The 21266-nt window shown below is 46.4% G+C and carries 20 protein-coding genes; 8 read left to right on the top strand and 12 right to left on the bottom strand.

The genetic code is table 11. The features are described from left to right. Positions 1-50 precede the first annotated feature (50 nt). A complete protein-coding gene (locus AABA75_RS18780) occupies positions 51-443 on the bottom strand; it encodes a hypothetical protein (protein ID WP_338294265.1) in 393 nt (130 codons plus the stop codon). Positions 444-451: 8 nt separating this feature from the next. After that, positions 452-1363, bottom strand: a complete 912-nt coding sequence (locus tag AABA75_RS18785; RefSeq protein WP_338294266.1) for an SPFH domain-containing protein — start codon at positions 1361-1363, stop codon at positions 452-454. Positions 1364-1683: 320 nt separating this feature from the next. Between AABA75_RS18785 and AABA75_RS18790 the strand changes: the two genes are divergently transcribed. Next, the gene (locus AABA75_RS18790; protein ID WP_338294267.1) at positions 1684-2121 is read left to right on the top strand and encodes a hypothetical protein; all 438 of its coding nucleotides are present in this window, start codon (positions 1684-1686) and stop codon (positions 2119-2121) included. Between the two features lie 99 nt (positions 2122-2220). On the opposite strand, the gene AABA75_RS18795 is transcribed toward AABA75_RS18790, so the two are convergent. Further along, positions 2221-2499 carry a peptidylprolyl isomerase gene (locus tag AABA75_RS18795; protein WP_338294268.1) on the bottom strand — a complete coding sequence of 93 codons (279 nt, stop codon included), beginning with the start codon at positions 2497-2499 and terminating at the stop codon, positions 2221-2223. Positions 2500-2575: 76 nt separating this feature from the next. Between AABA75_RS18795 and AABA75_RS18800 the strand changes: the two genes are divergently transcribed. After that, a complete protein-coding gene (locus tag AABA75_RS18800) occupies positions 2576-2860 on the top strand; it encodes a hypothetical protein (RefSeq protein ID WP_338294269.1) in 285 nt (94 codons plus the stop codon). Between the two features lie 200 nt (positions 2861-3060). On the opposite strand, the gene AABA75_RS18805 is transcribed toward AABA75_RS18800, so the two are convergent. Continuing rightward, positions 3061-3882 carry a LysR family transcriptional regulator gene (locus tag AABA75_RS18805; protein WP_338294270.1) on the bottom strand — a complete coding sequence of 274 codons (822 nt, stop codon included), beginning with the start codon at positions 3880-3882 and terminating at the stop codon, positions 3061-3063. A gap of 140 nt (positions 3883-4022) precedes the next feature. On the opposite strand from AABA75_RS18805, the gene AABA75_RS18810 reads away from it, so the two are divergent. The 5 genes from AABA75_RS18810 (at position 4023) to AABA75_RS18830 (ending at position 10028) form a co-directional block, all read left to right on the top strand. Further along, positions 4023-5210, top strand: a complete 1188-nt coding sequence (locus AABA75_RS18810; RefSeq protein ID WP_338294271.1) for an acyl-CoA dehydrogenase — start codon at positions 4023-4025, stop codon at positions 5208-5210. Positions 5211-5439: 229 nt separating this feature from the next. After that, positions 5440-7674, top strand: coding sequence for a dehydrogenase E1 component subunit alpha/beta (locus AABA75_RS18815; protein WP_338294887.1), 2235 nt, complete (start codon positions 5440-5442; stop codon positions 7672-7674). Positions 7675-7690: 16 nt separating this feature from the next. After that, entirely contained in the window at positions 7691-8731 is a 1041-nt protein-coding gene (locus tag AABA75_RS18820; RefSeq protein ID WP_338294272.1) for an ACP S-malonyltransferase, read from the top strand. 214 nt (positions 8732-8945) lie between these two features. Then, entirely contained in the window at positions 8946-9350 is a 405-nt protein-coding gene (locus AABA75_RS18825; RefSeq protein WP_338294273.1) for an ExbD/TolR family protein, read from the top strand. Between the two features lie 111 nt (positions 9351-9461). Beyond that, a complete protein-coding gene (locus AABA75_RS18830; protein WP_338294274.1) occupies positions 9462-10028 on the top strand; it encodes a YSC84-related protein in 567 nt (188 codons plus the stop codon). A gap of 70 nt (positions 10029-10098) precedes the next feature. Here the strand turns inward: AABA75_RS18830 and AABA75_RS18835 are convergent, their stop codons facing one another. The 6 genes from AABA75_RS18835 to AABA75_RS18860 form a co-directional block, all read right to left on the bottom strand. After that, positions 10099-10905 carry a DUF1338 domain-containing protein gene (locus AABA75_RS18835; RefSeq protein WP_338294275.1) on the bottom strand — a complete coding sequence of 269 codons (807 nt, stop codon included), beginning with the start codon at positions 10903-10905 and terminating at the stop codon, positions 10099-10101. Between the two features lie 99 nt (positions 10906-11004). Beyond that, positions 11005-12477 (bottom strand): succinylglutamate-semialdehyde dehydrogenase, encoded by a 1473-nt coding sequence (astD, locus tag AABA75_RS18840; RefSeq protein WP_338294276.1) that lies wholly within the window; start codon positions 12475-12477, stop codon positions 11005-11007. Positions 12478-12479: 2 nt separating this feature from the next. Beyond that, positions 12480-13514, bottom strand: coding sequence for an arginine N-succinyltransferase (gene astA / locus AABA75_RS18845; RefSeq protein ID WP_338294277.1), 1035 nt, complete (start codon positions 13512-13514; stop codon positions 12480-12482). A 5-nt stretch (positions 13515-13519) separates the two neighbouring features. Continuing rightward, a complete protein-coding gene (locus tag AABA75_RS18850) occupies positions 13520-14731 on the bottom strand; it encodes an aspartate aminotransferase family protein (protein ID WP_338294278.1) in 1212 nt (403 codons plus the stop codon). A 326-nt stretch (positions 14732-15057) separates the two neighbouring features. Further along, the gene (locus tag AABA75_RS18855) at positions 15058-16221 is read right to left on the bottom strand and encodes an HDOD domain-containing protein (RefSeq protein ID WP_338294279.1); all 1164 of its coding nucleotides are present in this window, start codon (positions 16219-16221) and stop codon (positions 15058-15060) included. A 72-nt stretch (positions 16222-16293) separates the two neighbouring features. Continuing rightward, a complete protein-coding gene (locus AABA75_RS18860) occupies positions 16294-16890 on the bottom strand; it encodes an anthranilate synthase component II (protein WP_338294280.1) in 597 nt (198 codons plus the stop codon). A 254-nt stretch (positions 16891-17144) separates the two neighbouring features. Between AABA75_RS18860 and AABA75_RS18865 the strand changes: the two genes are divergently transcribed. Next, entirely contained in the window at positions 17145-19460 is a 2316-nt protein-coding gene (locus tag AABA75_RS18865; RefSeq protein WP_338294281.1) for a methyl-accepting chemotaxis protein, read from the top strand. Positions 19461-19466: 6 nt separating this feature from the next. On the opposite strand, the gene AABA75_RS18870 is transcribed toward AABA75_RS18865, so the two are convergent. Next, positions 19467-20336: a bile acid:sodium symporter family protein gene (locus AABA75_RS18870; RefSeq protein ID WP_338294282.1), complete on the bottom strand. Its 870-nt coding sequence runs from the start codon at positions 20334-20336 to the stop codon at positions 19467-19469. Between the two features lie 86 nt (positions 20337-20422). Continuing rightward, positions 20423-21226: a class II aldolase/adducin family protein gene (locus AABA75_RS18875; protein ID WP_338294283.1), complete on the bottom strand. Its 804-nt coding sequence runs from the start codon at positions 21224-21226 to the stop codon at positions 20423-20425. Between the last annotated feature and the right edge of the window lie 40 nt (positions 21227-21266).

The raw sequence follows: 21266 nt of genomic DNA on the forward strand, positions 1-21266 counted from the left end.
GCGAGTTCTTAGAGCAAAATCCGCACATGATTGAACAGGGTGCAGAATTGTTATCCATTATCCGTGTCGTCATTCTCATGTGACTCGGTATCTAATTCCGAAGCATCCGAGGACGGTTCCAGGGATGTATTTTCCTTTTGTGCCTCCCGCAAAGCCTCAAGGCGAGCTGAAGATTCTTCCGCTGAAAGTGTCTTCGGCGAGGTATCCTGTATCTCTGCTAATGGCTGCTGGTAATCCGGCGAGGTTTCCTCCACATGGAGTTGAGCCGGAACAGAATCACTTTGAGCCAGCATTATCAGCCATACCAATACCAGTGCTGCAAAAACCAATACTGACCTGTTGCGAGCACTAGCGCTAAGCTTATCTTTAGTTAACAGATAAAACAGGCCTGCAACAATACAGGCAATCACGATTTCCGGAATGGCTTCAATAATCGAATCCATAATCACACCTAATTCTTTTTACTTTTCGCGGTTTGTTTAACCTGCTCGGCAAATACCGCCTGTTGCAAACCTAAGGAACCCAGTGCCTCAACAGGCACAAACACCTTGTTCTTGGACTCCGCCATTTTCTCTAAAACCTCCAAAGAACGGTACGACAAATACTTATCAGTGACGGACTTAGCCAGAATCTCATTAACTTCTTTGGTGGCTTCGGCTTTTTCACGGTCGATGGCACGCTGCATTTGCGCTTGGGCCAACTCTCGTTCTTGCTGAATTTTTTGGATTTCAAACTGGGCTTTTTCCCGTTCGATTTGTTCCCTGCGCTCAGCGGCTTGCTCTTTCGCTTTAGTAATTATTTCCGGGAATTGCACATCAGCCAGACCCAATCGTTTCAGTTTGAGCGGCGCGGCCTTGAGCGCTTCACCAATAGCGTTTTGCAATTCAGCGCTCAACCGCTCACGAGAACTGGCAACCTCATTGATTGTGTATTTGGCCATTATCTGACGGGCGACATCCCGAATAATAGGCTGAGCATAGGTAACATAAATCTTGTTAAAGGAAATCAAGCCCTTTTCAGCCGGAACGCGTTTGTAGATATTATCGATTTGGGCATCATCTACGCTTACAGTCATGCGCAGGTCAAAACCCATATTCAATTGGTCTTTGGGCATGAACAAGGCAAAGCGCTCGGTTACCGGCTGGTCGGAAGTTTCCAATAACACGAGGGAATCACAATAGGCAAAACAGGGATCTAAACGAAACCGAGAGGGACCATAGTTATCCTTTTTATAGCCATCTTTAGTGAGTACTTTACCGATATGTGCCGGCGGAACCTGTACCTTTTCGCCAAACAGGCTACAACCCGACACCAGCAACAAAGCGCTGGTCACTATTACGGCTCTTAACATCAATACCTTCATCACGGCTCTTCCCTATTTAAATTTCAGTGTTGAGGGCTAAAAATAACACCTCTGTGGGGATGTGCAATGAGTAATAATCGAGAAACGTAGATACAATAAAAAAAATGCAGAGTTGTAAAGCAACTCTGCAAATGAAGGAAAGATATCAAGGAACTTTCTACAGGAACAATAGAAACTGGAGATTTCTATAGTGTCTAGTATATTCAGTTAACCTAAACCTAATCTGAATAGAAACTAACGTTCAACCGCTTACTCAGAATGAGCAGAAAGAGCAACTAACATCTATAGTTGTATGAAGGTCGATGTAGTCAAATCTTGCGATGAAATTGTTTTCAAACCCAAATGCGAAATTAAAAAGCAGGCACGGACAATACCAGATAGCGGTTTTGGGAAACATCGTTGCTGTTTCAGCTGCAGGAACAGCCAGCCGGGAAGCGATTGAGAGATACAACAAGGATATGATGGAGGTCGTTTCTCAGTTTCAAGAGAAAAAATGGGCATTTTTAGGTTATTTGCACGGACCTGCAATACTCACGAGGCAAGCAGAATTGGAATTACAGAAATCCATAGAGTGGCGAGCAGAGAGAGGAATGGCTATCGGTGCTTTGATTACAGGTGACACAACCATTGAAGCCATGGTTCAAGAACAATTTGAACGTATTTATAAAAAGACGGATATACGTCTCGGCATGTTTAGCGATGAGGAAAGTGCCATTATCTGGCTTGAAGGACAAGGATTCAGTGCTGAAGTTATTTAATACCAACTACAGGAACACAACGAGACGGTATTCCCGATATTGGGAACCTCGAATTTTCTTAAAATGGGATTGAGCAATGGTCCCAAATTTTGTCAGACACTAACTCCGATAAACAGTCTTAATCAAGTGAAAGCCAAATTTGGTTTTTACCGGGCCATGCACTTCCAACAAGGCTTTTTTGAACACAACATCGTCAAAAGCTTTCACCATATCACCACGATTAAACTCTCCTAAATCGCCTCCGCGTTTGCGGGAGGGGCAGATAGAATGCTTTTTGGCCAACTGCTGGAAGTTAGCGCCATTGCTCAATTGTTGCTTAAGCTTTTCAGCTTCTTCTTTAGTCTTTACCAGAATGTGGTAGGCACTCGCTCTGGGCATGAGATTCTCTTCTGATTACTTTTTTGTAAAGTATAAAGGTAAATCAGAGAGTTGTAGTCAACTGTGTCAATTGAGGATGTCTGACAACCCACAATCGTCAAAGCCATTCATTCCAATCTGGGAGTTTCCCTCACAATTTAAATTCTCCTCAATTGTTCAGTTCGAAGTCCATACGCACCTTGCCCATGCGCGAGATAAGTCGAAAGTGAAGAATAAACCTGAAAGAGAGAGAACAGGGACGTTATCTCAGGCAATGCTGGCACAGGGACGTGCCATCATTGTCGGTCTTTCAGGTTCTTCAATTGAGGCTTATGTTGTCTCGCGCTCTGGGCAAAAGGGGGTTTTAGGGGAGCTCCCCTAAGAAGAAATAATGTCAAAGCACTGAAGTTTAATGCTCCGTACAGGGCTTAACGTTGCCAGTTGAATTTAGGTCAGAGTTCATTCGAGCAACGGCGCTTGCGCGTGCTTACCTTGTCGACATAAATGTCGACCTACATATTATTTGTTTCCCACAATATGGCCGAAATGGAGCCTTAGGGGAACCTCCCTAACAAAGATAACTCAACCTTGCGCTATCTCTGCCAGAGAACTCACAATACCCGAGTCTTGCTGCCAGGCCAGCACGATATGTCTTGAAAAAGGCTCCCCTTTGATTTTTCGAAACTGCATCTCTGTATCAGCAATAATTTCTTTATAGTTGGGTAATAAGGCACAGCCTACCCCAGCCTTGACCAAGCCGATGGCGTATTCAATGGTTTGAATACGCGCCCGGACATCCACTTTAAACCCTGAACTGTTGAGTTTATTTTGCAGTGCCAGCCCAGCATCACAAGGCAGCCTTTGAATAAAAGCCAGGCCATGCAGGTCAGCCAATAACAATTCTTTTCTCAGGGTTAGCGGATGCCCTGCAGGTAAAGCAATTTGGAAAGTTTCCTGCCACATGAACTGTGATTGCTCGCCAGTGTTCAACCCGGTTTCGTTGATAATTCGGGCGTCGCATTCTTCTTCTGGCGGCACCAGAGTCAACTCAATCCCTGGATTTTCAGCGGTAAACTTCTGCAAGATTTGACTCATGCGCTGCACACCAAGCCCCCTTACAACCCCCAGCCGGAAGGGGATCTTGCGAGTTTCCGTTTTAAACAGTTCTTCAATCGCACTGGCCTGGCCCAGTAATTGTTTGGCCAGAGGATAAAGCTGCTCTCCCGCTTCCGTTGCTTTCATCCCCCGGGTATGCCGACTGAAAAGCGATTTTCCAACCGTATCTTCTAGCTGTTTCAAGGAGGAGGAAATGGAAGGCTGCGCCACGTAACAGCGTCTGGCAGCGCCACTAATGCTACCGGATTCTCTTACCGCCACAAAATAGCGTAAAGCACGTAAGTCCATTATTTAGCCTCTATTGGAACAAACCATTTTGATATAGATTTTACCTATATCAAACCTCAATAAAATATATTTTTTATTTATCTTACTTTCGGCTTACACTAGCGCCCATTAACATTTTGATTACATCACTGAGATATACCATGAGTTCGTCAAGCAAAGTTGCATTTAGTTGGGAAGATCCGTTGTTATTAGATTCTTTTCTGGAGGAAGACGAGCGCTTAATTCGCGACAGTGCTCATCAGTACTGTCAGGAACGCCTGATGCCCAGAGTGCTTGAGGCCAACCGCCACGAACACTTTGACCGTGAAATTATGAACGAATTGGGTGAACTGGGCTTGTTGGGCTGCACCTTGCCAGAAAAATATGGCTGCGCCGAAGTTAACAATGTGGCCTACGGCCTGATTGCCCGTGAAGTTGAACGTGTGGACTCTGGCTATCGCAGTGCCATGAGTGTGCAATCATCCTTAGTGATGTACCCCATTTATACCTATGGTTCAGAAGCTCAGCGTGATAAGTATCTACCTAAATTGGCCAGCGGTGAATGGGTAGGCTGTTTTGGCTTAACTGAACCTAATTCAGGCTCTGATCCTGCCAGTATGGCCACACGAGCAGAAAAAGTAGACGGTGGTTATCGCTTAACAGGCACCAAGATGTGGATCACCAATTCGCCGATTGCTGATGTATTCGTTGTATGGGGCAAACTCGACGGTGTCGTGCGTGGCTTTATCTTGGAAAAAGGTATGGATGGTCTGTCTGCACCCAAAATTGAAGGTAAATTCTCTTTAAGAGCCTCCATTACTGGTGAAATTGTGATGGACGGTGTGTTTGTTCCGGAAGAAAACCTAATGCCTAACGTAGAAGGCATTAAAGGTCCCTTCGGCTGCCTGAACAAAGCTCGCTATGGTATCGCCTGGGGCGCGTTAGGTGCAGCAGAGTTCTGCTGGCATGCTGCGCGTCAATATACCCTGGACAGAGAGCAATTTGGTCGACCACTAGCCGCCACACAGCTTATCCAGAAAAAACTGGCGGACATGCAAACTGAAATCACTACTGGCTTAAGCGCTTGTTTAATGGCAGGACGCCTGATGGACCAAAATAAACTCGCGCCTGAAGCCATCTCCCTTATCAAGCGTAATTCCTGTGGCAAGGCACTGGATATTGCGCGTGTCGCTCGTGACATGCACGGCGGCAACGGTATTGCCGATGAGTTCCACGTTATCCGTCACGTGATGAACCTCGAAGCGGTTAATACTTACGAAGGCACCCATGATGTGCACGCCCTGATTCTCGGCAGAGCACAAACCGGATTACAAGCATTCGCTGGTTAACACCAACAATGCAACGAGTTAAGAACGTCAGGCAATAACAATAATAAAGCCTGAACGCTGTGCCCGCCCGGCTTGTGCCGGGCAATCCTTTAACTTACGGCACATAAAAATAATAAGCAGAAAAAATCTGCACCTAACGACAGAGCTGAATGGTAGCAGTAAATCCTTGTCACCTGAGGCTCAATACATCATCCACGAGACAATTCATCCCGAAAATGAGCCTATTAAGATGTTGGATCGCAATCAGTTAATCGAAGACAAGTTCCTCGATGCCGTCAAACAGGGTCAGTACCCCACTGCCCGTTCCCATACAAGTATTGCCGAATCGGGCTTAACCAATGAAGCCCTGGTAGATTTGTTTGAAACTCAAATCATGAGCCGCTTGCTGGATTTACAATCCCGAAAAATGCAAAAGCAAGGCAAGAGCTTTTACACCATAGGCAGCGCGGGCCATGAAGGCAATGCCGCTTATGGTAAAGCCTTTCGCCATGATGATATGGCGTTTTTGCACTATCGCAGTGGTGCTTTTATGGTGCAACGTGCCAAGCAAGTGAAGGGGCAAACGCCACTATACGACATGTTATTGTCATTTGCCGCCTCCAGTGAAGATCCCACCTCTGGTGGAAGACACAAAGTGCTGGGAAGTAAGAGCCTGTTTATCCCACCACAAACCAGTACCATCGCCTCTCATTTGCCCAAGGCGTCCGGCGCGGCCTTTAGTATTGCCCTGAAACGCAAATTGCAACTGGAAGGCCCACTGCAAGACGATGGTGTGATCTTGTGTAATTTTGGCGATGCTTCAGCCAACCACTCTACGGCACAAGGGGCGATTAATGCCACTTGCTGGGCGGCATTTCAGTCCATTCCCATGCCCATCGTTTTTGTATGCGAAGACAATGGTATTGGTATTTCGACGCCAACCCCCGGAGGCTGGATAAAAGCCAACTTTAGTCAAAGACCCGGGCTCACCTATATTGAATGTGATGGCTTGAGCCTGACAGATACTTACGCAAAAGCTTGCGAAGCGGTCAGAATAGCTCGCGAAAAACGCAAGCCAGTGTTCTTGCACTTTCACACAGTCAGGTTATTGGGACACGCCGGCTCAGACAGTGAATTCTCCTATCGCAAGGGCGCTGAAATCGACGCTATTGAGCACCAGGATCCGCTGTTGCACAGTGCTCGTTTATTGACTGAGAACGGAGTTTTATCCGCCGAACAGATCACAAACATATACCTTTCGCTTAAAGCGCGGATTGAAGCCATCGCAGAACGCGCCGGTAATCGACCGCGGTTAACCTCGGCTAAGCAGGTGATGGATTCTCTGGTGCCAGCAAAGCGTTCGATACCCGATTTCGCTGAAAACCAGCCTCGAGAACAACTGTTTAAGCATGAGAAACACAACCTGAGTAAAAAGCAGCACCTTGCCAAAATCATCAACTGGACCTTAATGGACCTGATGAATCAGCAAGCTAATATCGTACTTTGCGGCGAAGATATTGGCCGTAAGGGTGGTGTTTACAGTGTCACCAGCAAACTTGTAGAAAAGTTTGGTAATTCTCGTGTTATCAATACCTTACTGGACGAACAGTCGATTCTGGGTTTGGCTATCGGTATGGCACACAATGGCATCTTGCCCATTCCGGAAATCCAGTTTCTGGCTTACGTACACAATGCTGAAGACCAAATCAGAGGAGAGGCCGCGACACTACCGTTTTTCTCCAATGGGCAGTTCGCCAACCCCATGGTGATACGAATCGCAGGGCTGGCTTATCAAAAGGGCTTCGGTGGTCATTTCCACAATGACAACTCCTTCGCCGTATTTCGGGATATTCCCGGACTCATTGTGGCCTGTCCTTCTAACGGCGAAGATGCCGCCCACATGCTGCGGGAATCTGTGCGATTGGCGCAAGAAGAACAACGCGTTGTAATCTTCCTGGAGCCGATTGCCATGTATATGCGCAAAGACCTGCACGAAGACGGTGATGGCCTCTGGACTTTTGAATATCCGGCGCCGGAACAGGCGATTGAAACGCCAATGGGCAAGCCCGCTGTATTCGGCACAGGTAAGAAGCTAGGCATCATTTCTTACGGCAATGGTTATTACCTGTCGCGCCAGGCAGAAAAACAATTAGCGGAACAAGGCATCGAAGCCCGTATTGTGGATATCCGCTGGTTAGCCCCGCTTAACGAGCAAGCCATTATTGAAGCCATCGCCGATTGTGAACACATATTGGTGGTGGATGAATGTCGTAAAACAGGCTCCATCAGTGAAGAGATAGTCACAGCACTTCAAGAAGCCAGAGAGCAATATCAGCTCACGAAAAAAGTGGCTCGAGTGGTGGCTGATGATAGCTTTATTCCACTTGGCAGTGCCTCCTATGAAGTATTACCTGACAAACAAGGTATCGTATCAGCGGCAATGGCTTTGGTAGATAATAGTGCGCCTTTAAAACAAGTTTCCTGACAGGATAGTAAACCACATGAGCAATAAAAAACGCGCGATCGTGATCTGTCCGGGTCGCGGCACATACAACAAAGAAGAATTGGGTTATCTGACGAGATATCACGCCAACAAACAAGCCATGATTGATGTGATTGATGCCGACAGAAAAGCCCGCAACCAGCTCACCATTGCAGAACTGGATGGCGCTGAAAAATACAACATGCGCCAACACACTGCGGGCGAAAATGCCTCGTCGCTGATCTACGCCTGTGCTCGCGGTGACTTTTTAGATATCAATCGCGATGAGTACGATATCGTTGCAGTTACCGGAAACTCCATGGGCTGGTACATCGCCTGTGCGGTGGCGGGGGCCATCAATCACGAAAATGGCGCAAAACTCATCAATACCATGGGCTCCATGATGACTAATGGGCTGATTGGTGGCCAGGCGATTTATCCTATCGTGGACGACAACTGGCAACATTGTCCCGAACGTTTCGCATTGGTTCTAAACGCCATTGAAATAATCAATCAGCAAGCAGAGTGCGAACTTTATGCATCCATTCAACTCGGTGGTTACATGGTGTTCGGAGGCAATGAAGCAGCGCTTAAGGCACTTGCTCAGCACCTACCGGAATTGGAGAATCGCTACCCGATGCGCTTATTCAATCATGCGGCCTTTCATACGCCATTGATGAATGACATTGCCAACAAAGGGCAACAGCAGTTAAGTAAAAATCTATTTGGCGCGCCTGACATTCCGTTAATCGATGGTGAAGGCACTATCTGGCAACCCCACAGTACAGAAGTTTCAGACTTATACGATTACACCTTGGGCACTCAGGTTCGGGAAACTTATAACTTCAGCAAAGCCATTGAGGTGAGTATCAAAGAGTTTGCTCCTGATGCTTTGATTATCACTGGACCGGGAGCCACATTAGGCGGCGCCGTAGCCCAAACGCTCATCGCCCATAACTGGTACGATTTAACCGATAAGGCCAGCTTTATTGAAAGACAAAAAGCTGATCCGGTAATTTTAGCCATGGGCATGGAAGCGCAGCGAAAAATAGTCTGCTAATATTGCTTATAAATTCAGCAAGCACATGATTTTTGTTACAAAACGGTTTATTTTTTGTGGGAAGCATGTATTTTTAATAGCAGCTAAAGACTTACCAGGCTATAGTTGGAAGTCTTCCGCCACTGAGTGGCGAATGATGTGTCTACAATGATAATGATAGCGACACAAATCGTATCGAATGTATTTCCCAAATGAGCGGATACGGAGTAATTAAATGGCCAAGAAGCATAAAACAGTAGAAGACGAAGCTGATATCGACATGACACCCATGTTGGATATCGTATTCATCATGTTGATTTTCTTTATCGTAACAACCTCATTTGTGAAAGAGAAAGGCTTAGAAGTTCAACGTCCTAAAGATAATCAGCAGCAACAGCAGAACAAATCTGATGCAGTGAGTATTCTGATCACCGAAACAGGTCAGATTTACATGAACAACCGTCTGGTTGATATTGAGCGTGTTAACGCTAACATTCAGAATTACCTGGCAGAAGTTGAGACCGATGTTGCAGTTGTTAAAGCAGCTAAAGGGGCACCACACGGTATCGTAGTGCGTGTACTAGACCAGGCTGCTGAGGCCGGTATCGGTACTTTATCTGTTGCCGTAGACGGCGAATAAGATAAACAAATCTTGTGAAGAAGCTCCCAAATGGGGGCTTTTTTTATGTCTGAAATTCGAGACTTAACAAAGTAGTTGCTACAGTGAAGCAGACAAAACAAAGGAGTCACTATGCTTATTTTACGAAACTTGGTGTTGGTACTATTTTTAGCAATGCTCACTGGCTGTGCCGCTACCTCCTCAGAGGGAACGGTGGCCGAAAAACGACAAAAAGTACTGCAAATGAAAGACCAGGTACTGACTCAGCTATTCAAAGAAAAGCCTGACACGCGCAGCCAAATAAACTCTGCAGCAGGTTATGCCGTGTTTTCTAATGCTAATATCAACATCATCTTTGTAGCAGCGGGCGGCGGTTACGGTGTGGCGAAAAACATGCGCACCGGCAAGCACACCTACATGAATATGGCCGAAGGTGGTGTTGGACTGGGTTTTGGCGCTAAAGACTACCGCATCGTAATTGTGTTCCACAACGAGCAGGCACTTAATCGCTTTATCGAGTCTGGCTGGACCTTCGGTGGTAATGCCGATGCTGCGGCAAAAGCGGGCGATAAAGGCGGCTCAGTCGAAGGTGAAGCCTATTATGGGGATGTCACAGTTTATACCTTTACCGAAACCGGATTGGCCTTTCAGGCTACTATCAAAGGCACTAAGTTTTGGGTGGATAAAGAGCTAAACTAATCGGAATCCTAAAAAGCAAAAAGGCGACACACCAGTATGGGGTCGCCTTGGATATTCGTCAGAAGCGTAGTTAAGAATCTAATTTACGGGCATTGGTGCTTTCAAAGATCTTATCAGCAGAAGCTGCTACAAAACCTTGATACAACTGACCATTTGACATTGGATAGCGCTGCGCAAATTCATAAAAACAGCTAGGAATGACACGTTCGATGTCGCTGAATTTAACCGCAACTTGATCAGCCATGGTGGAAGACTGTGCTAACAACACCTCTTCGCCACCTTTGATCTCGCCACCAGAGGTATTGAGCTCAAAACCGGCATTTTTCAGGGTATCGTTGATGTCTACCAATTGATTTAAAGCATCAAGATGGTTAGAGCTCACCGTGAAGTGATTGGCACGGAATCCCCACGCCGCCATCCAGGCCGCATATTCAGATTCTTGTAGCAGCGCGTCGTATTGCTCACTACTAATTTGCCAATGGACACCAGAATAAACAAATCCTTCAGCAGCAACAGCGGCAGTATCAATTTGATCCACCATAGATTTTACCGTGGCTTGTAACTGCTCGGAAAACTCCTCTACCAATAATTCACTAATGAATACTTTAGGGCGGTTGGCCTCTGGGTGCTCGAAGTGTTTGGCGCGTAACTTTTTCTGCTCAAAGGTGTATTGACCTTTTTCTTCGTAGCCCAAGTTGGTGAAGTGGGCAGAGATCTTGTCCAGGTTTACTTTTTCCAGATTAAAGGTACGCAGCGCGATGTGATCGTTAACGATCTCGCCGTGCATACCCAACAGATCATGGATTTTATGGGCAGAAGGGGTGATATTTATGTAGTCCTGCCAAAGATTGGCAAATAGGGTATCGAGTTTATTCATAGTGGTTCTTAAACAACTTCCAAATCACAAACAACAAGAAAAAGCCCATCGCCGAAGCGATGAGCATAACTTTAGTAAAATGTATTTTAAATCAGACTTTTAGAATTTGAGACCTGGACTTAACGTACCAGGCATAGCAACTTTCTCTAATTCCACTGATGCTACCGGATAGGCACAATAGTCTGCAGCATAATAGGCGCTGGCGCGGTGATTACCGCTATCACCAATACCACCGAAAGGTGCGGCACTGCTGGCCCCGGTGATGGGTCTGTTCCAGTTAACGATACCAGCTCGAATACGGCTGAAGAAGTGCTGATAATCTGCTTCACTATCCGCCAACAAGCCCGCAGATAAACCAAATGAGGTATTGTTTGCATGGTCAATGGCAACGTCAAAATCATCATAACGCACCACTTTAAGCAATGGTCCGAAGTGCTCTTCATCTGGCATGGTGTCGATAATCGAAGTGACATCAACAATACCCGGGGTGACAAAACCACTGTCAGTATCAGTGTGAGTCAGTTCCACCAGCGATGTGGCACCCAAATCCAACAACTGCTGTTGCGCTTGCACCATCATACCAGCGGCTTGAGCAGACACCATAGCGCCCATGAAAGGCTGCTCAGCGGCGTCGTAATGACCCACGCTGATGTTACGCGTTACTTCAATGAGACGCGCTAAGATAGCATCACCTTGCGTACCGTTTTGTAAAAACAGTTTACGCGCACAAGTACAACGCTGGCCGCTGGTGATAAAGGCTGACTGCACGATATCGTGCACAGCGGCATCGATATCAGCAACGTCTTTCACGATAAGTGGGTTATTGCCGCCCATTTCCAGCGCCAGAATCTTGCCCGGATGACCAGCGAATTGTTCGTGCAACAGCTTACCCGTGCGAGAACTACCAGTGAAAAACAGGCCATCGATACCATTGTGAGAAGCTAGTGCCTTACCGGTTTCAACATGCCCCTGGATCAAATTGACCACACCTGCTGGTAAACCCGCCTCTTGCCACAGTTTTACGGTTTCTTCCGCTACCATGGGGGTTAAATCACTGGGTTTAAATACCACAGTATTGCCTGCCAATAGGGCCGGAATAATATGACCATTCGGCAAATGGCCAGGGAAGTTATACGGACCAAACACCGCAACCACACCGTGAGGTTTGTGGCGAATAAACGCTTTGCCCAAAGGCATGGCGTTTTCTACCGTACCGGTGCGCTCGTTATAAGCTTTAATGGAAATCGCAGCTTTCCCCATCATGGCGCCCACTTCAGTGGCAGTTTCCCATTCAGGCTTACCGGTTTCCATAGCGATCACTTTTGCCAATCGAGCTTTGTGCTCGCCCAACAAAGCGGCAAACTTTTCAACAATAGCAACACGCTCATCAAAGCTCACGTGTTGCCAGCTCTGGAATGCATTGCGAGCGGCAGCGACAGCGGCATCTACCTGAGCACTGCTGGCTGCACTGCCTTTCCAGATTTCCTGCTTTTTAGCCGGATCCACAGAGTTAACTCCGTGGCCTTCACCAGCAACCCACTGGCCGCCGATGTAATGTATTTGTTCAGACATACTTATTCTCCTAAATGTATCGGAGCAAAACGAATGTGCTCACCTGCGCTTAGGTTTAACGCCTTAGCCGCTTCAGGTGAGATTCGGGCAACGTCTTTTTCTTCGTTGACTTTGACGGCTGTCATCACACCACGGAAGTCTTTAACCTGGGTGTTAATAACGAAGTGACTGTCTTTTACACCACTCAAAGTGCTGTCAATTTCAATCGGTAAGTTGCGGCTGGCCTGCGCCGTGCGAATATAGTTCACATTCGCTTCTACAGTTGGACCGCCGTCAAAGATATCCACGTACCCGCCTTTGCTGAATCCTTCACTCAACAGCAAGTTAAGTGCCGGTTTGGTCTTCTCATGCACCTGACCGATCACCGCTTGTGCTTCTTTGCTCAGCAGATTCACATAAATTGGGTACTTAGGCATCAATTCCGCGATAAACACCTTTTGACCAATGCCGGTAAGATAATCCGCAGTGGGAAAATCCATGGAGAAGAAGTGCTCTTCCAACCATTGCCAGAAAGGCGAATTACCATCTTCATCACTGACACCGCGCATTTCCGCAATAATGGTATCGGAAAAACGCTGGCGGTGTTCCGCGATGAACAAAAAGCGAAACTTCGACAAAAAGCGACCATTGGCGCCTTTGCGCGCATCTTCACGCAAAAACAAAGTGCAGATTTCAGACGCGCCGGTGTAATCGTTACACAGAGTTAGCGTGCCCACTTCATTGCGGATGTTTAACTCTCTGGAAGCATGGATCACCATACCCAAGTGATAGCAGTAGAAGGTATTGTCCATACCCACTGCTGCTTCAATACCACTTGTGCCTAAAACACGCCCGGTTTCAGGATCTTCCATTACAAACAGATAATCTTCCACGCCAGGTTTACTTACTTCTTTAGCAAAGGAAGCTTCGGCGTGTTCTATGCGCTTGCGAATAATTTCCTCGTTTACCGGTAATGACGTAAAGCCAATACCGGACTCTTCGGCAATCTCATAGAGCGCCTGAAAATCATCTGAGGTAATAGGACGAATGATCACCATAGGACTTATTCCTGGCCGTTAACCACTGCAGCAACTGCTTGCTCAAAACGCGCCAGACCCTCTTTGATATCTTCATCAGGGATCACTAATGACGGTGCAAAACGCACAACATTGGCACCGGCAACCAGACACATCAACTTAGTCTTAGTAGAAGCAACCAGAAAATCTCTTGAGCGACCAGCATAATCTTCGTTCAGTGCACAACCCAATAACAACCCTTTGCCACGGATTTCGCTGAATACATGGTATTTGTCGTTGATAGCATTTAAACCGTCGCGGAACAATTGCTCTTTGCGCTTTACGTTGTCCAGCAATTCGCGGTCATTGATGATGTCGAACACTTTTTCAGCTACTGCACAAGCCAGAGGGTTACCACCGTAAGTACTACCATGAGTACCTGGCTTTAAACTTTCAGCGATTTTTGCTGTGGTCAACATGGCACCTACAGGGAAGCCGCCGCCCAGCGCTTTTGCCGTAGTCAGGATATCAGGCGTTACGCCCAAGCCCATGTAGGCATACAGCTCACCAGTACGACCAACACCTGATTGCACCTCGTCAAAGATCAACAGGGCATTGTGCTGATCACACAAAGCTCTTACGCCTTCCGCAAACTCAGCAGTTGGAGAGATAATACCGCCCTCACCTTGCAGAGGCTCCATCATTACCGCACAAGTTTTTTCACTCATGATGGCTTTAAGGCTTTCAAGATCATTATAGGTGGCGTGCTCAATGGCCCCCGGCTTAGGACCGAAACCATCAGAGTAAGCCGCTTGACCGCCCACCGTTACCGTGAAGAAAGTACGACCGTGGAAACCTTGTTTAAAAGAGATGATTTGGTCTTTGTGCTCACCGTGGTGATCTAAGGCCCAGCGACGCGCCAATTTAAGTGCCGCCTCGTTTGCTTCCGCACCTGAGTTGGCGAAATAGACACGCTCTGCAAATGTGGCATCGGTTAGCTTCTTAGCTAAACGGATAGCGGGTTCGTTGGTAAAAACGTTACTTAGGTGCCAAAGCTTTTCACTCTGGTCTTTCAATGCAGCAACCATTTCCGGGTGACAATGCCCCAATGCGTTAACTGCAATCCCCCCAGCAAAATCGATGTACTCGTTGCCTTCCTGGTCCCAAACTTTTGAACCTTCACCACGCACAGGCACCATTGCTGCCGGGTTGTAATTGGGGACCATGACATCAGCAAACATTTCACGAGTCACATTCATATATTGCCTCCTGTAGAGTAATTCGGTAATACACCGTGAAAAAAGAGACGGCATTATTCCAGAAAAGCAGCCTCTTGTCTTCTCAATTACGGTGGTCAAACCTTTGTATTTAAAGGGCTACGCTAAAATTGCATAGAAACTGAATAAGTATGTGAAAGTTTCGAGACAGAGTTACAAAAAACCATCAGAAACCGCCCATTCTGACACTTTAATGTACAACTCACTCTTATATAGAACTGAATTCTTATTTTTTAGAATATTTTGCTATATGGGGGAAGTTTGCGGAAAAACCTTGTATTTTGCTGGCCAAAATGAGCTTAACCTGCTCAATCCTCACCAAAGCTTAAAGCGATTTGGCGCATATCAACATCTTTCAGCGCAGCAACTGCACCTTTTGGCATCCGGCAGGAAATCAGGTATTTCTTGGCATCTTCGATATTGAGCAATTTATAGCTTCTGAGCACTCTGAATCGAGCATAACAGCGCCCTTGTTCCAGAACACGTCCAAGCGGTGAGCGTTCAACTAAAGGAGTTTTATCAGCCAGTTCTTGCATGCCCTGGAAAATGGGCACGCGTTTCATGTTCATGTGCTGGACGGCATTTGCAGCAATTTGATATGACTGATTCCACATCATTGCCAACCAGACATCGGGATCGATTTTTACGTCTTGCAAGGCAAGGTGTTCTTCGCGCTTTTGCTCTTTATGGGCTTCCATCATGGCTTCTTGTTGCACATTATCGAAGTACTTGAAAAACATTTTTGTGATGGCGATTTTACCTAGCTCATGGTACATGCCTGCCAGATAGGCATGAAAAGGATCCACCTTGCCAAATTCGGCAATCTTCCGGCAACTAATACCGGTAGCAATAACCTGCTCCCACAGCTTTTGTTTAAAGGCCGGATAAGGGTCGGTAACCTTAGGGATCCAGCGTTGTACCGTCAGCATGGGGATCAATAACTTCAGATTTTCAATACCGAAAAAGCTTAAAGTCATGCGTAGCGTTTCAAAGCGCACAACTTTGCCTAATCTATCGGTTTTTCGATATTTCGGACTGTTGGATAGGTCCATGAGCTCTTTAGTCAACCAAGGAATGGCGGCGATGGTGGGCTCTATCTTTGCAATTGAAGCAGCTTTAATAGCGAGGGCATCATAAACTGCGGCCAGACCATCATCCATGCCCAATACGTTTTGGCTTAAATCATCAATGTTATCTATTTTCTTTTGCATTCTGTCGCACACTTCTTCGTGTACGATGGTACTGATGTTTTCCAGATAATGCAGTTTAGAGCGTTGATTCAGCTCTTTATCGCGCATCGCAATACGCTCCACATCCAACAGTTTGCGTCTGGAATTGTGCTGTTCTGAATGCTCAGCTTTGACCTTGCCTTCTACTTCGATGCCAGCCGCTTCCTGCCCGGTCTGCAATCCCATAAGCAGGTGGTAATATCGATTGTCTATGTCTGTGCGAATGTCTTGCGCGTCGCTCATTCCGTTTCTCAGTATCAGCTTTTAGGTGTTGTAATAAAGAAGCCAGATTGGCTCACAGTATCGCAGCCCGGCTTATGACCCGCCCTGCGATAAATTAAGTATATTTTGTAAAATCTGGTGGCCGTGTTCAGTCAAATGCGACTCTGGATGAAACTGAACTCCCCACAAAGGTAACGCTTTGTGAGCAATGGCCATCACTTCCGGAGCAACAGAATTTGAACTGTGGACAACAGCACTTATCTCAAATTCTTTCGGTATAGTTGTTTCACTTACTACCAATGAATGATAGCGGGTTACTGCAAACTTTTCAGGTACTCCACAAAACATTTGATGGCCGGTATGGCTAATCTCAGAAACTTTGCCATGCATTACTTTTGATGCGCGCCCTACCTGACAACCAAAAACTTGTGCGATCACCTGATGTCCGAGACAAACACCAAAAATGGGAACACTCCCCGCTAATTCGTCGACCAAAGACAATGAGATTCCGGCTTCATCTGGGGAACAAGGCCCAGGTGAAATGACGATCAATTCTGGCTTTAAACGGCGCACCTCAGCTACGGTGATCTGATTGTTGCGCACAACTTCCACCTCACAATCCAGCTCTTCAAAATAGCGCGCTAAATTAAAAGTAAAAGAATCAAAATTATCCAGCAGCAGAATTCGCATATCAGGGTATCAGGCCAACAAAACTGCGGAATTAAACAGCTTTAAGCGCACAAAATCAAGCACAGAAACCATAGGGTCCAAAGAATTAATGAATATGTTCAACAGGCGTTCACAGTTTGCCTGGAAAGCTGCCCCATTAACAGTTTAATACAATATTTGTTATCTTATTCTCGCAATGTATTTGCATCGTGTTCTGATCTCCATCTAGAATCTCAACTTGCCACATTAGGTTATTTTTTAAACAAGGAAAGTTTATGACTCTTCAATCCAGGCTGGTTTCTGCTATTGCACTAATTGTTTTTGTCGCATTACTCACCAACGTCACTATTAATTCAAGTCTTTCTATCGCTGAGATGAACGAGGCCTTATTGGATCAATATCAGAAGGACTTAGTCTCCAAACGCTCACTCGTTAAAGGGGAAATAGAAAACTACTTCCACACTATCGAAGGGCAATTGACCGCACTGGCAACCAATAAAACGGTGCTGGACGCCAGTCGAGAATTTATTTCAGCCTTCGAAGGCTATTCAAACGAGCGAGCATTTGACAATCAAATCGTCAGCAAAGTAAGTAATTACTACCAGAACCAGTTCCAATCTGAATACCAACTCCAAAACAATGATAGCGCTAATACTACAGCTATGCTAAGTGGTTTAAGCGAAAACGCACTACTTTTACAACATGACTTTATTGTGCAAAACCCCAACCCATTAGGTAACAAAGACCGCCTGTATGAGCTAAATAACGGTACTCAATATGCCAAAGTGCATGCCACTTACCATGAAACCTTCAAGGTATTTTTGGAGACCTTTGCTTACTACGATGTATTCATTGTTGATGCCCAAACAGGCAACCTGGTATACAGCGTATTTAAGGAGTTGGACTTTGCCACAAATTTGCGCAGTGGTCCCTATGCTCAAAGCGGTATCGCTGAGGCTTTTAACAAAGCCGTGAATCTTCAACCCGGACAAACCTGGTTAACCGATTTCAAGGCTTATCTGCCCTCTTATAATAACCCTGCCAGTTTCATAGCCACCCCGGTGTATGATGAAGGTACTGTCTCGGCAGTGCTAATATTTCAAATGCCCATCAGTCGCTTGAATGACATCATGACCCATGAGCAAAAATGGCAGGATAGCGGTTTTGGTGACAGTGGCGAGATATATTTAATCGGTGAAGATCAGACATTGAGAAACGAAAGTCGCTTTTGGGTGGAAGACAAAAAAGCCTATCTCGCCACCTTAAAAAGTCGAGGTTATGCTGAGGTGGCCAGTGAGATTCAACTCAAAAACACCAGTATTGCCCTACAGCCGGTGAGGACTTCTGGCGCCAATAAAGCGCTTAGAGGGCAAAGTGGATTCGAAATAATTGAAGATTACCGCGGAGTGAAAGTGCTTTCGGCCTATGCAGCTGTTGAGGTAGGGCCTTACACTTGGGGCATCCTGGCAGAAATCGACGAAGAGGAAGCCTTCGCTCCCACTCATGAACTCACAGCAAAAATATGGGGCTACAGCACTCTGGTCACCGCATTGATGATCGCGGCCAGCGTCGTTCTCACCTTTTACCTGGCAAAAATGCTCATCAAACCACTGCTGAAAATCAGTGATGAGTTTCAAGCCTTAACTTCAGAAGATGCCAATCTGACCACTCGCATCCCTGAATCGGGTATTCCTGAAATAGATCGTATAGCCAATGGTTTTAACCAATTCATTGAACAGATCCGTAAAATTATCAGCATTGTGAAACAAAGTGCTGAAATGATTTCATCTGCGAGTACTGAATTGAGCGCCACTACGGAACAAACCAATCAAGCTGCGCAGGGTCAGCAGCAAGATGCCGAAGAAGTCACCTTGTCTATTCAGCAATTTAATCAAGCGATTCAGGAAGTCTCTGAAAATTCCGTGCTCGCAGCCAACAGCACTTCTGAAGCGAAACAAAATACCGAAAAAAACTCTCAAAGAGCGGCCCAAACCAGTGAGAACATAGGACTTCTGGTACAGGAAGTCACTCAATCTGCCAATACCCTGCAAACATTGCAAACTGAAGTGGAAAATATCAACGAAGTATTGGTTGTCATTAACAGTATTGCGGATCAAACCAATTTATTGGCTCTCAACGCTGCAATAGAAGCCGCAAGAGCGGGCGAACACGGTCGCGGTTTTGCCGTGGTAGCCGATGAGGTGCGTAATTTAGCTTCTCGTACACAGGAAAGCACGGTGGAGATTCAGGGTAAGATCGCACAGCTGACAACTGTAGCCAATAATGCTGTGAGTTCCATGGGCAGGGCCTCCAATTCTGCCGAAGAGGGTATTGAACTGGTGGAGAGCGTTAATCAATCTCTGCAACAACTAAACCAACAAATCACCCAGTTGGCTTCGGTGAATTCTGCGGTGGCTTCTGCCAGCGAGCAACAAAAGTACACCTGTGACGAAATCAATCGCAATGTCGAGCATGTTAGAGAATCATCAACTGAACTATGTCAGGCATCCGATGAAATTGCCCGTTCAGCGGTAGGTCTTGCCGAAATTGCGGCCGACCTGCAGCAAGAAGTGGGGCGATTCCGCACTTAGTAAGCCCTAATCACCGAGCCGCTTAGCATTTTTCTTGGCCCAAGCGGCTAAAAATACTGAGCCAATATACATGGTCACGCCATAAACACCAGCAGAAGTAGCAAATGCCGGACTGGATAAGAAAGTGATGGCGATGAGTATGGCCATCGATGCATTTTGCACCCCCACCTCAATGCCCAAAGTAACTCGCTCCCTGAACGCCAATCCGCTTAGGTGGGCCAACAGGATCCCGGTGCCAATGGCGGCAAAATTTAAAATGATGGTGGCCCAAAACACCTTATCAAAAGAGCTCATTAACATGTCGCGCTCCTGGATCACGATAGCGATGATCAGCACAATCATAAAAATCAATGATATTTTACGAAAAATCCCCTCAATGGATAATGCCGTTTGCTCCCAGCGGGAGCGAAACCATATGCCCGCCAAAACCGGTGCCAGAGTTAACACCATCAGGCCAATAGAAGTTTTTAACAATGAAAACGATTGTGCTTCAGCACTGCTAAATTGCAGGATGGCAAATTGAATAATCCAAGGCGTGGTAAAGACACAAATCACGGTAGTTACGGCAGTCAATGATACTGACAAAGCCAAATTGGCTCTGGCCAGATGACTAATCACATTAGAAGTAGTGCCACCCGGACAGGCAGCCAGGATCATTAATCCAATGGCCAACTCTTCAGACAAATTAAATAAAATGGCAACGGCGAAGGCCAACGCTGGCAACAATAGAATTTGCCCAATCAAGCCCACCAATATTGGCTTGGGCGTGCGCCACAAGCGAGCGAAGTCCGCTTTGGTGAGACTCAGCCCCATCCCGAACATAATTACCGCCAGGATTAGCGGCAGTAATACCTGTGTTAAGACTGAGTCTTGCATTGTTCACCTGTTATTCTCTTTTTGAACTACCCTCACCCGTATGGTGTGGTATGTCAAATGCTTTACTGTTGCAAAGCTTTAGCGCATTAATATTTAAAGCTATCGTCCTGAGCTTGAACGATCTGATATAGAGGTTGAAAGTTACCCCAGGTTACTAAATCGTTGGCATTCATGGCTCGCGTTTTTACGGCAATTTCATGGGGGATGGGTTTCAACGCGCCAGCGGCTTGTGCCAGAAGCTGGCTTTCGCAGCAACTGTCCATCAAAACAAAGTTTGCCGCGGCGGCATCCACGGTTTTACCAACGGTTAGTAGTCCATGGTTTTGTAAGATTACCGCCAGGTTGTCAGCAAGTGCCTCGGCGATGAGGTCGCCCTCATCCAAATCGGCTACAACACCTGTAAAGTGATCAAACAAACCGTGATTTTCATAGAACATACAAGCATCTTGTGAAATAGGTGCCAGTTTTTGGCCCAGTGCCGAAAAAGCTCTGCCATTACGAGTATGGGCATGAGCAACCGCGTTAACATCGGGCCGCGCCATGTGAATACGAGAATGAATGGCAAACGCAGCGTTGTTGATGGCGTGCTTTCCTTCGAGTATTTCCCCCTGATGGCTCACTCGCACCAGATCACTGGCTTTAATATGGCGAAAATGTACCGCTAATGGGTTAACCCAAAAGGTATCTTTTTCCACGGCATCACGCACGGTGATGTGCCCTGCCAGCCCTTCGTCAAACCCTTGCAGTGCAAATACTCGAAAGGCCGCTGCCAAACGCACTTTATCGTACTCCCGCTGCTGTATAGGATCATCAAATACTGGCGGCTGTGGCACAACGTATTGCTCCGCGCCAATAGTCATGTTTTCGATAGTAGTTTGATTTTGAGACATTACATACTCCGCTCATTTTTTAAACTGATTGGATTTTATA

Origin of the sequence: Planctobacterium marinum (genome assembly GCF_036322805.1) — a bacterium.
Taxonomy (GTDB): domain Bacteria; phylum Pseudomonadota; class Gammaproteobacteria; order Enterobacterales; family Alteromonadaceae; genus Planctobacterium; species Planctobacterium marinum_A.

Coding starts and splice junctions, on each gene's coding strand:
- AABA75_RS18780 (WP_338294265.1), bottom strand. CDS start 443: ATGGATTCGATTATTGAAGCCATTCCGGAAATCGTGATTGCCTGTATT.
- AABA75_RS18785 (WP_338294266.1), bottom strand. CDS start 1,363: ATGAAGGTATTGATGTTAAGAGCCGTAATAGTGACCAGCGCTTTGTTG.
- AABA75_RS18790 (WP_338294267.1), top strand. CDS start 1,684: ATGAAATTGTTTTCAAACCCAAATGCGAAATTAAAAAGCAGGCACGGA.
- AABA75_RS18795 (WP_338294268.1), bottom strand. CDS start 2,499: ATGCCCAGAGCGAGTGCCTACCACATTCTGGTAAAGACTAAAGAAGAA.
- AABA75_RS18800 (WP_338294269.1), top strand. CDS start 2,576: ATGTCTGACAACCCACAATCGTCAAAGCCATTCATTCCAATCTGGGAG.
- AABA75_RS18805 (WP_338294270.1), bottom strand. CDS start 3,882: ATGGACTTACGTGCTTTACGCTATTTTGTGGCGGTAAGAGAATCCGGT.
- AABA75_RS18810 (WP_338294271.1), top strand. CDS start 4,023: ATGAGTTCGTCAAGCAAAGTTGCATTTAGTTGGGAAGATCCGTTGTTA.
- AABA75_RS18815 (WP_338294887.1), top strand. CDS start 5,440: ATGTTGGATCGCAATCAGTTAATCGAAGACAAGTTCCTCGATGCCGTC.
- AABA75_RS18820 (WP_338294272.1), top strand. CDS start 7,691: ATGAGCAATAAAAAACGCGCGATCGTGATCTGTCCGGGTCGCGGCACA.
- AABA75_RS18825 (WP_338294273.1), top strand. CDS start 8,946: ATGGCCAAGAAGCATAAAACAGTAGAAGACGAAGCTGATATCGACATG.
- AABA75_RS18830 (WP_338294274.1), top strand. CDS start 9,462: ATGCTTATTTTACGAAACTTGGTGTTGGTACTATTTTTAGCAATGCTC.
- AABA75_RS18835 (WP_338294275.1), bottom strand. CDS start 10,905: ATGAATAAACTCGATACCCTATTTGCCAATCTTTGGCAGGACTACATA.
- astD (WP_338294276.1), bottom strand. CDS start 12,477: ATGTCTGAACAAATACATTACATCGGCGGCCAGTGGGTTGCTGGTGAA.
- astA (WP_338294277.1), bottom strand. CDS start 13,514: ATGGTGATCATTCGTCCTATTACCTCAGATGATTTTCAGGCGCTCTAT.
- AABA75_RS18850 (WP_338294278.1), bottom strand. CDS start 14,731: ATGAATGTGACTCGTGAAATGTTTGCTGATGTCATGGTCCCCAATTAC.
- AABA75_RS18855 (WP_338294279.1), bottom strand. CDS start 16,221: ATGAGCGACGCGCAAGACATTCGCACAGACATAGACAATCGATATTAC.
- AABA75_RS18860 (WP_338294280.1), bottom strand. CDS start 16,890: ATGCGAATTCTGCTGCTGGATAATTTTGATTCTTTTACTTTTAATTTA.
- AABA75_RS18865 (WP_338294281.1), top strand. CDS start 17,145: ATGACTCTTCAATCCAGGCTGGTTTCTGCTATTGCACTAATTGTTTTT.
- AABA75_RS18870 (WP_338294282.1), bottom strand. CDS start 20,336: ATGCAAGACTCAGTCTTAACACAGGTATTACTGCCGCTAATCCTGGCG.
- AABA75_RS18875 (WP_338294283.1), bottom strand. CDS start 21,226: ATGTCTCAAAATCAAACTACTATCGAAAACATGACTATTGGCGCGGAG.